The sequence below is a fragment of the Geodermatophilus aquaeductus genome (assembly GCF_900182545.1).
In the GTDB taxonomy this organism is placed as follows: Bacteria; Actinomycetota; Actinomycetes; order Mycobacteriales; family Geodermatophilaceae; genus Geodermatophilus; species Geodermatophilus aquaeductus.
Window position 1 is genome coordinate 159,627 of record NZ_FXTJ01000005.1, and the last position, 13,062, is coordinate 172,688.

General features: G+C 73.3%; 8 protein-coding genes. 4 read left to right on the top strand and 4 right to left on the bottom strand.

All coding sequences use genetic code 11. The features are described 5' to 3' along the window. Positions 1 to 13: 13 nt before the first annotated feature. Together FN207_RS14215 and FN207_RS14220 are read right to left on the bottom strand one after the other, a co-directional pair. The gene (locus tag FN207_RS14215) at positions 14 to 802 is read right to left on the bottom strand and encodes an enoyl-CoA hydratase/isomerase family protein (protein ID WP_142459149.1); all 789 of its coding nucleotides are present in this window, start codon (positions 800 to 802) and stop codon (positions 14 to 16) included. Positions 803 to 830: 28 nt separating this feature from the next. Next, positions 831 to 1,643 carry an ABC transporter ATP-binding protein gene (locus FN207_RS14220; RefSeq protein WP_246066055.1) on the bottom strand — a complete coding sequence of 271 codons (813 nt, stop codon included), beginning with the start codon at positions 1,641 to 1,643 and terminating at the stop codon, positions 831 to 833. Positions 1,644 to 1,708: 65 nt separating this feature from the next. Here FN207_RS14220 and glgX point away from each other — a divergent pair, with 65 nt between their 5' ends. Then, positions 1,709 to 3,847 (top strand): glycogen debranching protein GlgX, encoded by a 2,139-nt coding sequence (gene glgX, locus FN207_RS14225; protein ID WP_142459150.1) that lies wholly within the window; start codon positions 1,709 to 1,711, stop codon positions 3,845 to 3,847. 70 nt (positions 3,848 to 3,917) lie between these two features. On the opposite strand, the gene FN207_RS14230 is transcribed toward glgX, so the two are convergent. After that, positions 3,918 to 4,919, bottom strand: a complete 1,002-nt coding sequence (locus tag FN207_RS14230) for an FHA domain-containing protein (protein ID WP_142459151.1) — start codon at positions 4,917 to 4,919, stop codon at positions 3,918 to 3,920. A gap of 109 nt (positions 4,920 to 5,028) precedes the next feature. Beyond that, positions 5,029 to 7,578: an alpha-glucan family phosphorylase gene (glgP, locus tag FN207_RS14235; RefSeq protein ID WP_142459152.1), complete on the bottom strand. Its 2,550-nt coding sequence runs from the start codon at positions 7,576 to 7,578 to the stop codon at positions 5,029 to 5,031. A 131-nt stretch (positions 7,579 to 7,709) separates the two neighbouring features. Between glgP and FN207_RS14240 the strand changes: the two genes are divergently transcribed. From FN207_RS14240 to FN207_RS14250, 3 genes are read left to right on the top strand one after another with little or no spacing between them, the layout of a single operon-like run. After that, the gene (locus tag FN207_RS14240; protein ID WP_142459153.1) at positions 7,710 to 9,737 is read left to right on the top strand and encodes an alpha-1,4-glucan--maltose-1-phosphate maltosyltransferase; all 2,028 of its coding nucleotides are present in this window, start codon (positions 7,710 to 7,712) and stop codon (positions 9,735 to 9,737) included. Between the two features lie 58 nt (positions 9,738 to 9,795). Beyond that, on the top strand, positions 9,796 to 11,634 hold the full coding sequence (treS, locus tag FN207_RS14245; protein WP_246066056.1) for a maltose alpha-D-glucosyltransferase: 1,839 nt from the start codon (positions 9,796 to 9,798) through the stop codon (positions 11,632 to 11,634). After that, positions 11,631 to 13,019 (top strand): maltokinase N-terminal cap-like domain-containing protein, encoded by a 1,389-nt coding sequence (locus tag FN207_RS14250; RefSeq protein ID WP_142459155.1) that lies wholly within the window; start codon positions 11,631 to 11,633, stop codon positions 13,017 to 13,019. Before treS ends, FN207_RS14250 begins: the two co-directional genes overlap by 4 nt. Positions 13,020 to 13,062: the final 43 nt, after the last annotated feature.

The window sequence follows — 13,062 nt, forward strand, 5'->3', positions numbered from 1 at the left end:
GCGACGGGACCGGTCAGCGCCCGGTGAACGTCGCCTTGCCCGGGCCGCTCTCGAGGAACGAGCGCATCCCGGCCGCCTGGTCCTCGGTGTCGAAGAGCCCGGCGAACAGCCGGCTCTCCAGCGCCAGGCCGTGCTCCATCGACCCGTCGAGGCCCTCGTCGATCGCCTGCTTGGCCGCGGCCAGCGCCAGCGGCGGCCCGGCGGCGAACTTGCGCGCCATGGCGACGGCGGTGTCGTACACCTCGGCGTCGGGGACGACGGCGTCGGCCAGGCCCATCTCGAGGGCCTCCTCGGCGCCGACGTGCCGGCCGGTGAAGACGAGGTCCTTGGCCTTGGCCGGCCCGACCAGCCGGGCCAGCCGCTGGGTGCCGCCGGCGCCGGGGATGACGCCGAGCAGGATCTCGGGCTGGCCGACCTTCGCCCCGGCGCCCATGACCCGGAAGTCGGCGCACAGGGCCAGCTCGTAGCCGCCGCCGAGGGCGTAGCCGGTGATGGCGGCGATGACCGGCTTGGGGATGCGCGCCACGGTGGTGAAGCTGTGCGTCAGCTCCCGCCCCCACGCGACCATCGAGCTGCCGGTCAGCTGGGACATCGCCTTGATGTCGGCGCCGGCGGCGAACACCCGCTCTCCGCCGTAGATGACCACGGCGCGCACGTCGGCCCGCTCGGTGGCCTCGAGCGCCGCGGCCCGCACCTCGGTGTGCAACTGCTCGTCGATGGCGTTCATCTTGGGCCGGTCGAGGCGGATGGTGCCCACCCCGTCCTCCACCGACAGGGTCACGAACTCGGGTGCTGCTGCCATGCCGCGCACCCTAGCCAGGCGGCCGGCGTCAGGTCCGGCGGCGGGCGGTGTAGCGGCCGTCGGTGCGCTCAAGCGCCAGGGGCAGGCCGAAGGTCTCCGACAGCGCCTCGGCCGTGACCACCTGCGACAGCGGCCCGGAGGCCACCACCGCGCCCTCGCGCAGCAGCAGCGCGTGCGTGTAGCCCGGCGGGATCTCCTCGACGTGGTGGGTCACCAGCACCTGCGCCGGGGCGTAGAGGTAGCTGGCGAGGTCGGTCAGGCGGCTGACCAGGTCCTCGCGGCCGGCGAGGTCCAGCCCGGCGCCGGGCTCGTCGAGCAGCAGCAGCTCGGGGTCGGGCATGAGCGCCCGGGCGATCTGCACCCGCTTGCGCTCGCCCTCGCTCAGCGTGCCGAAGGCCCGGTGCGCGATCGACTGCACGCCCCACTGCTGCATGAGCAGCGCGGCGCGGGTGAGGTCGTGGATGTCGTAGCGCTCCCGCGCCCGCCCGACGATCGCGTACCCGGCGGACAGGACGACGTCGCCGGTGCGCTCCCCCGGCTCGATCCGCTGGGCCAGCGCCGCGCTGGTCAGGCCGATCCGCGGGCGCAGCTCGAAGACGTCGACGGCGCCCATCGTCTCGCCGAGCAGCTGCACCTCGCCGCGGGTCGGGTGCATGAGCGCCCCGGCCAGCTGCAGCAGCGTCGTCTTCCCCGCCCCGTTGGGCCCGAGCACCACCCAGCGCTGCTCGGGTGTGATCGTCCAGTCCACCCCCCGCAGCAGGTGCGACTGCCCGCGGACGACGTCCACCCCGCGCATCTCGACGACGGCCTCGGCTCCGCTGACCGCGGGACTGCTCGACACGACCCCATCCAACCAACCCGCTGCCCTGCCAGCCGACCGGAGGATCTGTTGGCAGGATCCGCTGCGTGAGGACCAGCAGCGAGGACGTCGAGGTCTGGCCGGGCTCCCCCGCTCCCCTGGGGGCGCACTGGGACGGCACGGGCACCAACTTCGCGCTGTGGTCGGCCGGCGCCACCGCGGTCGACCTGTGCCTGTTCGACCCCGACGGGACCGAGCACCGGCACCGGCTGCAGGAGACGACCCACCAGGTGTGGCACGGCCGGCTGCCCGGCGTCGGGCCCGGCCAGCGCTACGGCTACCGCGTGCACGGCCCCTGGGACCCCGGCGCCGGCAACCGCTGGAACCCGGCGAAGCTGCTGCTGGACCCCTACGCCCGCGCCGTCGACGGCGACCTGACGCTGGACCCGGCGCTGTTCGGGTACCGCGCCGACGGCCCCGACACCGGCCCGGCCGACCCGCGCGACTCCGCGCCGTTCGTGCCGCGGGGCGTCGTCGTCCACGACTCCTTCCCCTGGGGCGGCGACCGGCGGCCGGCGACCTCGTGGTCGGACACCGTCGTCTACGAGCTGCACGTGAAGGGCGCGACGATGCGCCACCCGGGCGTCCCGCCGGCGCTGCGCGGCACCTACGCGGGGCTGGCCCACCCGGCGTTCGTCGAGCACCTGCTGTCCCTCGGCGTCACCACCGTCGAGCTGCTGCCGGTGCACCACTTCGTCAGCGAGCCGCACCTGCTGCGCCGCGGCCTGACCAACTACTGGGGCTACAACACCCTCGGCTACTTCGCCCCGCACGCCGCCTACAGCGCGGCCGGCTCCGGCGGCGCGCAGGTCACCGAGTTCAAGGCGATGGTCAAGGCGCTGCACGACGCGGGCATCGAGGTGGTCCTCGACGTCGTCTACAACCACACCGCCGAGGGCGACCACACCGGGCCGTCGCTGTCGCTCAAGGGCATCGACAACCCCGGCTACTACCGCCTGCACGGGGAGAACCGGGCCCGCTACACCGACTACACCGGCTGCGGGAACACCCTCGACGTCCGGCGCCCCCAGGTGCTGGCGATGCTCATGGACTCGCTGCGCTACTGGGTCACCGAGATGCACGTCGACGGCTTCCGGTTCGACCTCGCCGCCGCGCTGGCCCGGTCCTTCCACGACGTCGACCGGCTCTCGGCGTTCTTCGACGTCGTCCACCAGGACCCCGTGGTCAGCCAGGTCAAGCTGATCGCCGAGCCGTGGGACATCGGCGAGGGCGGCTACCAGGTGGGCAACTTCCCGCCGCTGTGGACCGAGTGGAACGGCCGCTACCGCGACACCGTGCGCGACGTGTGGTCCGGCGCGCGGGTCGGCGTCCGCGATCTGGCCTACCGGCTCACCGGCTCCTCCGACCTCTACCGCTCCGACGGCCGGCGCCCGTTCGCCAGCGTCAACTTCGTGACCGCGCACGACGGCTTCCCGCTGGCCGACCTGGTCACCTACGAGCGCAAACGCAACGAGGCCAACGGCGAGGACAACCGCGACGGCGAGAGCCACAACCGCAACTGGAACTGCGGCGTCGAGGGCCCGACCGACGACCCGCAGGTGCAGGCCCTGCGCGCCCGCCAGCAGCGCAACCTGCTGGCCACGCTGCTGCTGTCGACCGGCGTGCCGATGCTCACCGCCGGCGACGAGCTCGGGCGCACCCAGGGCGGCAACAACAACGCCTACTGCCAGGACAACGAGGTGTCCTGGATCGACTGGGACGGCGCCGACGGCGACCTGCTGGCCTTCGTCCGCCGGCTGCTGCGGCTGCGCCACGACGCGCCGGTGCTGCGCCAGGAGGCCTTCTTCGAGGGCCACGAGATCCCGGGGACCGGCGGCACCCGCGACGTCGCCTGGTTCGCCCCCGGCGGCGGCCAGCTGACCACCGCGGACTGGTTCGACACCGGCCTGCAGACCGTCGGCATGTACCTCGACGGCCGCGGTATCCGGCACCGCGACGAGCGCGGCCGCCCGGTGGTCGACGACTCCTACCTCGTGCTGCTGCACGCCGGGGCCGAGCCGGTGGACGCCGTGCTGCCCGGGCCGCCGTGGGCCGACGGCTACGAGTTCGCGCTCAGCACCGAGTACCCGACCGGGGCGCCGCCGCGGCCGGCCGTCGTCGCGCCCGGGCCGGTGGCGGTGCCCCCGCGCACCGTCTGGCTGCTGCGCGTCCTGCGGCGGCCCTGAAACGCGAGCCCCTGAGACGGCACCGGGCCCGGTCCCCCGAGGGGGTCCGGGCCCGGCGTGCGCTTCGTGCTCAGTCGGCGGGCTGCTCGTAGGTGATGACCGTCCAGCCGAGCAGGAGGCGGTCGCCGTCGGAGAGCGGGTGGGCGACGCCGGGCTCGAGCTGGGTCCACTCGGTGGCCTCCGGCCCGGCGACGTGCGTGCCGTTGAGCGAGCCGAGGTCGGTCAGCGTGACCTCGCGGCCCTGGCGCTGGATGGCCGCGTGGGCCGAGGACAGCACGTTCTGCGTGTCGGCGATCGGCACCGGGCGGGCGTTGCCGGCGGTCACCAGCTCGTGGCTGTCGGGACGGCGGCCGAGCACGAGGTCCTCGTCGACGGTGACGACCAGGCCGTCGTCGAAGCGCAGCACCGGCGCGGAGGCGGTGTCGGGCTTCCAGAACGCCGTCTCCTCGCCGCCGTCGTCGAGGCGGGTCGACCCCTGACCGGAGGGCGAGGAGCCGGCGGGCGGGCTGTAGGACGGCGCCGCGGCGAAGCCGGCGTCGGAGCCCGCGCTGAACGACGAGGGCGGCGTGTGGGTGGCCGGCGGGACCGCCGCGGAGGCGGAGGAGGAGGCGGCGGCCAGCTGCAGCAGCGCGCCGGAGCCGGGGACCGCGCCCTCGACGAGGTCGTAGGCGACGCCCGGTGGCATCTGCGGTGTGGCCTGGCCGGGGCCGACGTAGAGGGTGGACCCCAGCGTGAACCCGGCGGCGAGGCTGCAGCCGTCGGCCGGCTGGCCGGAGACCGGGACGCCGTCGACGGCCGGCTGGCCCTTGCCGGACCACAGCGCGACGCCGGTGCCCGACCCGCCGGAGGTGTCGGTCAGGACGAGCGCGAAGGAGGCCGAGCCGCCACCCAGCGCGGCGGCCTGCGCAGCCACGGCCCCCAGGACGCGGTCGGCGCCGGGGCCGGACACACCGAGGCAGGCGTGGAGCGCGGCGACCAGAGCCGGCGAGCCGGGAGCGTCGACCCACAGCAGTCCCCCGCCGCGACGGGCCACGAGGGCGTCTCCGGGCAGGACTTCACAGCGGTCGGGCATGCGCGCCAGCCTAGTGACCGCGCGCCGATGTGCACGGTCCTGCTGCACCGCCACGCGGTTCCCGCGTCCCGTGGGGTCGCTGCGACCCGCGTGACGGGTGGTGTCCCGGCTACGCGGAGCGGACCAGGCCCAGCTCGGCGGGGTCGGCGAGGTGCTGGGAGTGCGGCAGCACGCGGACGGTGTAGCCGAAGGCGCCGGTGCGCTCGAGCGGCAGGGTCGCGGTGAACCAGTGCCGCGAGCCCTCGGTGTGCTCGTGCCGCATCGGGACCGTGGTCACCTCGTGCAGGCCGTCGGCGTCGTCGACCCGCCCGTAGGCCGCCTGCACCTCGACGTCGGCCGGGGTGAGGTGCGGCAGCTCCACCTCCGCGCGCAGCGCGAGGGTCGAGCCGATCTCGGGGGTGTCGCCGGCACCGGTGGCCTCGACGTGCGCGACCCGCACGCCCGACCAGTTCTCCAGCAGGTGCGCTCGCCACTGCGCCTCGTCGCGCGCCGGCGCGTAGCCGCCGTCGGCCATCGACCGCGCCGAGCCCGCCGCCGGCACGTACAGCTGCTCGACGTAGTCGCGCACCATCCGGGTGGCCAGCACCTTCGGGCCGGTCTCGCGCAGCGTGTGCCGCACCATCTCGACCCAGCGGGTGGGGATGCCGTCACGGTCGGTCTCGTAGAACCGCGGCAGCACCTGGGTGGAGAGCAGGTCGTAGATGGCCCGCGCCTCGACGTCGTCGCGGCGGTCGGGGTCGGTGACGCCGTCGGCGGTCGGGATCGCCCAGCCGTTCTGGCCGTCGAACCACTCGTCCCACCAGCCGTCGCGGATGGAGAGGTTGAGCCCGCCGTTGAGGGCGGCCTTCATGCCCGAGGTGCCGCACGCCTCCAGCGGCCGCAGCGGGTTGTTGAGCCAGACGTCGCAGCCCCAGTAGAGGTAGCGCGCCATCCCGATGTCGTAGCCGGGGAGGAAGGCGATCCGGTGCCGGATGGCGGGGTCGTCGGCGAACTTCACCATCTGCTGGATCAGCTGCTTGCCGCCGTCGTCGGCCGGGTGGCTCTTGCCGGCGATGACCAGCTGGACCGGCCGGTCGGGGTCGAGCAGCAGCGCCCGCAGCCGCTCGGGATCGCGCAGCATGAGCGTGAGCCGCTTGTAGGACGGCACCCGGCGGGCGAAGCCGATGGTGAGGACGTCGGGGTCGAAGGCGGAGTCGGTCCAGCCGACCTCGGCCTCGGCCGCGCCGCGGGAGAGCGCCGTCTCCCGCAGCCGGCGGCGGACCTCCTCGACGAGCCGGCCGCGCAGCATCCGGCGGGTGTTCCACAGCTCCAGGGCCGGGATGCGGTCGACGCCGTCGAAGGACGACGGGCCGGTGCCCTCGAACGGGTCACCGTTGCTGGAGGTCTGGGTGCCCAGCTCCACGAGCTCCCGGGCGGTCCAGGTGGGCGCGTGCACGCCGTTGGTGATCGAGCTGATCGGGACGTCGCCCTCGTCGAACCCGGGCCACAGGTCGCTGAACATCGACCGGCTGACGCGCCCGTGCAGCCGGCTCACGCCGTTGGCGCGCTGGCCCAGCCGCAGGCCCATGTGCGCCATGTTGAACTTCGTCGGGTCGTCCTCCCCGCCGAGCGGGATGAGGTGCTCCAGCGGGACGCCGAAGCCGGCGAAGTAGCGCTCGATGAGCGCCCGCGGGAACCGGTCGATGCCGGCCGGGACCGGCGTGTGCGTGGTGAACACGGTGCCGGCGCGGACGGCCTGCAGCGCCTCGGCGAAGGTCAGACCGTGCGACTCGGTGAGCTCGCGGATCCGCTCGACGCCCTGGAAGCCGGCGTGGCCCTCGTTGGCGTGGAACACCTCCGGCTGCGGGGTGCCGGTGAGCTGGCAGTAGGCGCGCACCGCCCGGACGCCGCCGATGCCGAGCAGCATCTCCTGGCGCAGGCGGTGGTCCTCGTCGCCGCCGTAGAGCCGGTCGGTGACGCCGCGCTCGGCCGGGGCGTTCTCCTCGATGTCGCTGTCGAGCAGCAGCAGCGAGACCCGGCCCACCTGGGCCCGCCACACGTGGGCGTGCAGGGTGCGGCCCTCGGGCAGCGGCACGGTGATGACGACCGCCGACCCGTCGGCCTGGCGCAGCAGCTTGACCGGCAGACCGTGCGGGTCCAGCGAGGGGTAGTGCTCCAGCTGCCACCCGTCGGCCGACAGCCCCTGCTCGAAGTAGCCGGCCCGGTAGAGAAGCCCGACGCCGATGAGCGGGACGCCGAGGTCGGAGGCGGCCTTGAGGTGGTCCCCGGCGAGGATGCCCAGGCCGCCGGAGTACTGCGGCAGCACCTCGGTGATGCCGAACTCGGCGGAGAAGTAGGCGATGCTGCCCGGCGCGTCCGGCCCCAGCGACTGGTACCAGTGCGGGGAGGACAGGTAGTCGTCGAGATCGTCGACGACGTCCTGCAGCCGGCGCAGGAACCGGCGGTCGTTGGACAGGGTGGCCAGCCGCTCGGCCGACACCTCGCCCAGGACCTTGACCGGGTCGTTGCCGCAGGCGCGCCACAGCTCCGGGTCCAGCGCCTCGAACAGGTCGCGGGTCTCGGCGTGCCACGACCAGCGGAGGTTCATCACCAGCTGGGACAGCGGCGTGAGGCTCTCGGGGAGGGCCGCCCGGACGGTGAACCTGCGGAGTGCTCGCACGCGGAGAGCCTAGTCAGCGGACGCCGCCGGGACAGGTCGGGCGGGACACCCCCGCCGGCTGTGCCCACCCGGTCGGGAGGCGCCCGGCGGCCGAGGTGTGGCCCGTCCCCGACCTGGATAGCGTTGCCGGGATGACTCGCCGCGCTGACCTCCGCCTCGGCATCACCGATGTCGCCCCCGTCGTGTCCTGCGGGTCCTTCTCGGCCCGCGCCGTGGTCGGCGAGCACCTGCCGGTCACCGCCACCGTGTTCCGCGAGGGCCACGACGCCGTCGCCGCCGACGTCGTCTGGACCGCTCCGGACGGCACCCGCGGCCCGCTCAACCGGATGCGCCGCTACGGCGAGGAGCCCGACCGCTGGCTCACCACCGTCGTGCCCGACCGGGAGGGGCGCTGGACCTTCCGCGTCGAGGCGTGGAGCGACCCGCTGGCCACCTGGCACCACGCCGTCGAGGTGAAGATCGAGGCCGGCCAGGGCCCCGGGGAGCTGGCCAACGACCTCGAGGAGGGCGCCCGCCTGCTCGAGCGGGTCGCCGCCGACGCCGACGCGGAGTCGCGCGACCGCCTCACCGAGGCCGTGGGCGCGCTGCGCGACACCTCCCGCACGCTGCACGACCGGGTCGCGCCCGCGCTGTCGGCGGGCCTGCAGCGCTACCTCGACGAGCACCCGGTGCGCGAGCTGGTCACGCCGACGCCGGAGTACGAGGTGTGGGTCGACCGCCCCCGCGCGCTCTACGGCTCCTGGTACGAGTTCTTCCCCCGCTCCGAGGGCCCGGTCGTGGGCGGCGTCCCGACGCACGGCACGTTCCAGACCGCGTCCGACCGGCTGCCCGCGGTGGCCGAGATGGGCTTCGACGTCGTCTACCTGCCGCCGGTCCACCCGATCGGCACGGTGAACCGCAAGGGCCCGAACACCGCGCAGTACCCCGGCGGCAACCCGCACGAGATCGGCCCCGACGACGTCGGCTCGCCGTGGGCCATCGGCAGCGCCGAGGGCGGCCACGACGCCGTCCACCCGCAGCTGGGCACGATGGAGGACTTCCGCGCCTTCGTCGCGCGCACCCGGGGCCTGGGCATGGAGGTGGCGCTCGACCTCGCGCTGCAGGCCGCACCCGACCACCCGTGGGTGGCCGAGCACCCGGAGTGGTTCACCACCAAGCCCGACGGCACGATCGCCTACGCGGAGAACCCGCCGAAGAAGTACCAGGACATCTACCCGGTCAACTTCGACAACGACCCCGAGGGCCTCTACGCCGAGGTGCTGCGGGTGGTGCGCGTCTGGATGGACGCCGGGGTGCGGATCTTCCGCGTCGACAACCCGCACACCAAGCCGCTGGACTTCTGGCACTGGCTGATCTGGAAGATCAAGGAGACCGACCCGGACGTGCTCTTCCTCGCCGAGGCCTTCACCCGGCCGGCGATGATGCACCAGCTCGCGCGGATCGGGTTCACCCAGTCCTACACGTACTTCACCTGGCGGACCGCGCGCGAGGAGATCGAGGAGTACGGCCGCGAGCTGGCCACCAACGCGCACTACATGCGGCCGAACTTCTTCGTGAACACCCCGGACATCCTGCACGCGAGCCTGCAGTACGGCGGCCCGCCGATGTTCAAGATCCGCGCGGTGCTGGCGTCGATGATGAGCCCGACCTGGGGCGTGTACTCCGGGTACGAGCTCTACGAGCACGTGGCGGTGCGCCCGGGCAGCGAGGAGTACCTCGACAGCGAGAAGTACCGGCTGCGCCCGCGCGACTGGGCCGGCGCCGAGGCGGCCGGCCGCAGCCTCGCGCCCTACCTGCGCCGGCTCAACGAGGTCCGGCGGGCGCACCCGGCGCTGCAGCAGCTGCGCACGCTGCGCTTCCACCCGATCGACAACCCGAACCTGATCTGCTTCTCCAAGACCGACCCGGGCTCGCAGGACGCCGTCCTCGTCGTCTGCGCGCTGGACAGCGCCAACCGGCAGATCGGGACGACGGCGCTGGACATGCCGACCCTCGGGCTGGACTGGCACGAGCGGTTCGCCGTCACCGACGAGATCACCGGCGCCCGCTACGACTGGGGCCAGTTCAACTACGTCGAGCTCGACCCCTACTGGGAGCCGGCGCACGTGTTCTCGGTCCACCTGCCCCGGCCGGTGACCTGGCCGCCGCCGGTCCGCTGACCCCTCTCCCCCACGTCCCGACGACTCGCGAGGGCTCCCCGCACCGATGACGCTCCCCGTGCCCCACTCCCCCGACGGGGGCTCCGCGCTGCCAGCGCGGGGCACCGACCCCCTGTGGTTCAAGCGCGCCGTCTTCTACGAGGTCCTGGTCCGCGGCTTCGCCGACAGCAACGCCGACGGCGTCGGCGACCTGCGCGGGATGATGGACAAGCTCGACTACCTGCAGTGGCTCGGCGTCGACTGCCTGTGGCTGCCGCCGTTCTTCGCCTCGCCGCTGCGCGACGGCGGCTACGACGTCAGCGACTACACCGCCGTCCTGCCGGAGTTCGGTGACATCCAGGACTTCAAGGAGTTCCTGGCCGCGGCCCACGACCGGGGCATCCGCGTGATCATCGACTTCGTCATGAACCACACCTCGGACCAGCACCCCTGGTTCCAGGCCAGCCGCAGCGACCCCGAGGGCCCCTACGGCGACTTCTACGTGTGGGCCGACGACGACACCGGCTACGCCGACGCGCGGATCATCTTCGTCGACACGGAGAGCTCGAACTGGACGTTCGACCCGGTGCGCAAGCAGTACTTCTGGCACCGCTTCTTCTCCCACCAGCCCGACCTCAACTTCGAGAACCCGGCGGTGCAGGAGGCGGTCATCGACGCCCTGCGCTACTGGCTGGACCTGGGCATCGACGGCTTCCGCCTCGACGCCGTCCCCTACCTGTTCGAGGAGGAGGGGACCAACGGCGAGAACCTGCCGAGGACCCACGAGTTCCTCAAGCACGTCCGCAAGGTGGTCGACGCCGACTACCCCGACCGCGTGCTGCTGTGCGAGGCCAACCAGTGGCCGGCCGACGTCGTCGAGTACTTCGGCGAGGACGGCGACGAGTGCCAGATGGCCTTCCACTTCCCGGTGATGCCGCGTCTGTTCATGGCCGCCCGCCGGGAGCAGCGGTTCCCGATCTCGGAGATCATGGCGCAGACGCCGCCGATCCCCGACAACTGCCAGTGGGGCATCTTCCTGCGCAACCACGACGAGCTGACCCTCGAGATGGTCACCGACGAGGAACGCGACTACATGTGGGCGGAGTACGCCAAGGACCCCCGCATGAAGGCCAACATCGGCATCCGCCGCCGGCTGGCGCCGCTGCTGGACAACGACCTCAACACCCTCGAGCTGTTCAACGCGCTGCTGTTCAGCCTGCCCGGGTCGCCGGTCCTGTACTACGGCGACGAGATCGGGATGGGCGACAACATCTGGCTCGGCGACCGCGACGGCGTGCGCACCCCGATGCAGTGGACGCCGGACCGCAACGGCGGCTTCTCCACCGCCGACCCGCAGCGGATGTACCTGCCGCTCAACCAGGACCCGGTCTACGGCTACCAGACCACCAACGTCGAGGCGCAGCTGCGCAACACCAACTCGATGCTGCAGTGGATCCGCCGGATGATCGCCGTCCGCAAGGAGCACCCGACCTTCGGCCTCGGGACCTACGAGGAGATCGGCTCGCGCAACCCCACGGTGCTGTCGTTCGTCCGCGAGTTCGGCGACGACATCGTGCTGTGCGTCAACAACCTCTCCCGCTTCCCCCAGCCGGTGGAGCTCGACCTGCGCCGCTTCGAGGGCTACACGCCCATCGAGCTGACCGGCCGGGTGGAGTTCCCGCAGATCGGCGTGCTGCCCTACATGCTCACCCTGGCCGGGCACGGCTTCTACTGGTTCGAGCTGTCCCGGCCGGTCGAGCCGGTCGAGGAGCCCGCTGAGCCGGACACCGCCGCCACCAGCCCGGTCGCCGACTCGCTGCTGGCCGCCGGCCTGGTCAGCGAGGCCGAGGAGATCCCCGGGGGCAGCGACACCAGGACGGGCGACGACGTCCCGCCGAGCACCGGAGGACCCGCATGAGCAAGGCCCTGACCGACGTCCTGCGCGAGTGGATGCCGCACCAGCGCTGGTTCGGGGGCAAGGGCCGGGAGTGGGCCGACGTCTCCGAGGACGGCTTCTTCCTCTCCCGCTCGGAGCCGGTCCTGTCGGTGCACCGGGTCCGGGTGACCTACGCCGACGGCGCCGGCGAGACCTACCTGGTGCCGCTGTCGTGGCGGGCGCACCCCGAGGAGGAGCTGTCGACGGCGTTCGTGGGCGCCGTCCCGGCCAAGGGCGCCGACGGCGAGGACCGCGAGAACTACTGCTACGACGCGATGCGCGACCGCGACGCCACCCCGCCGTGGCTGGTGCACCTGGTGGCCGCCTCCACGGTGGGGCCGATGCACTTCCACCCGGCGGGCGTCGCGACCATCCCCGAGGGCGTGCCCGGCGACGTCGTCTCCACCGAGCAGAGCAACACCTCGCTGGTCTACGGCCAGGACGCCATCTTCAAGCTGTTCCGCCGGCTCGAGCCCGGGCTCAACCCCGACGTCGAGATCGGCGAGGCGCTGCGCCGGACCGAGAACCCGCACATCGCGCCGCTGCTCGGCCACATCGAGATCGACGACCCCGACGGCGCCGAGCCCGCCACGGCGGCGATGCTGCAGACCTTCGTCCGCGGCGCCAGCGACGGATGGCGGCTGGCCACGGCCAGCGTCCGCGACCTCTACGCCGAGGGCGACCTGCACGCCGACGAGGTGGGCGGGGACTTCGCCGCCGACAGCGAGCGGCTGGGCGCGGCGACCGCCTCGGTGCACGCCGACCTCGCGCGGGTGCTCGACACCGAGCCGGCCGACCGCGGGTGGTTCGCCGCGACCGCGCGCGCGATGACCGACCGGCTGGAGGCCGCGCTGGCCGTCGTCCCGCAGCTGGAGGAGCACCTCGCCGGCCTGCGCGCGGTGTACGCCGCGGTGGCCGACAGCCCCGAGCAGGTCGTGCGCCAGCGGGTGCACGGCGACTTCCACCTCGGCCAGGTGCTGCGCACGGCCACCGGCTGGGTGGTGCTCGACTTCGAGGGCGAGCCGGCCCGGCCGCTGGCCGAGCGCCGGCAGCTCGACAGCCCGCTGCGTGACGTCGCCGGGATGCTGCGCAGCTTCGACTACGCCGCACGGCACATGCTCGTGGAGCAGCCCGACGACCCCCAGCGCGCGTACCGCGCGCAGGAGTGGGCAGTGCGCAACCGCGGTGCCTTCTGCGCCGGCTACTCGGCGTCGAGCGGCATCGACCCGTGTGGGGACTCCCCTCTCCTGCGGGCGTTCGAGGCGGACAAGGCGGTCTACGAGTGCGTCTACGAGGCGCGCAACCGGCCGAACTGGCTGATGATCCCGCTGCAGTCGCTCTCCCGGCTGGCCGCCGGGGCAGGCTGAGCGACCGCCCGAGACAGCACGACGCAGCAGACGACGCAGACGA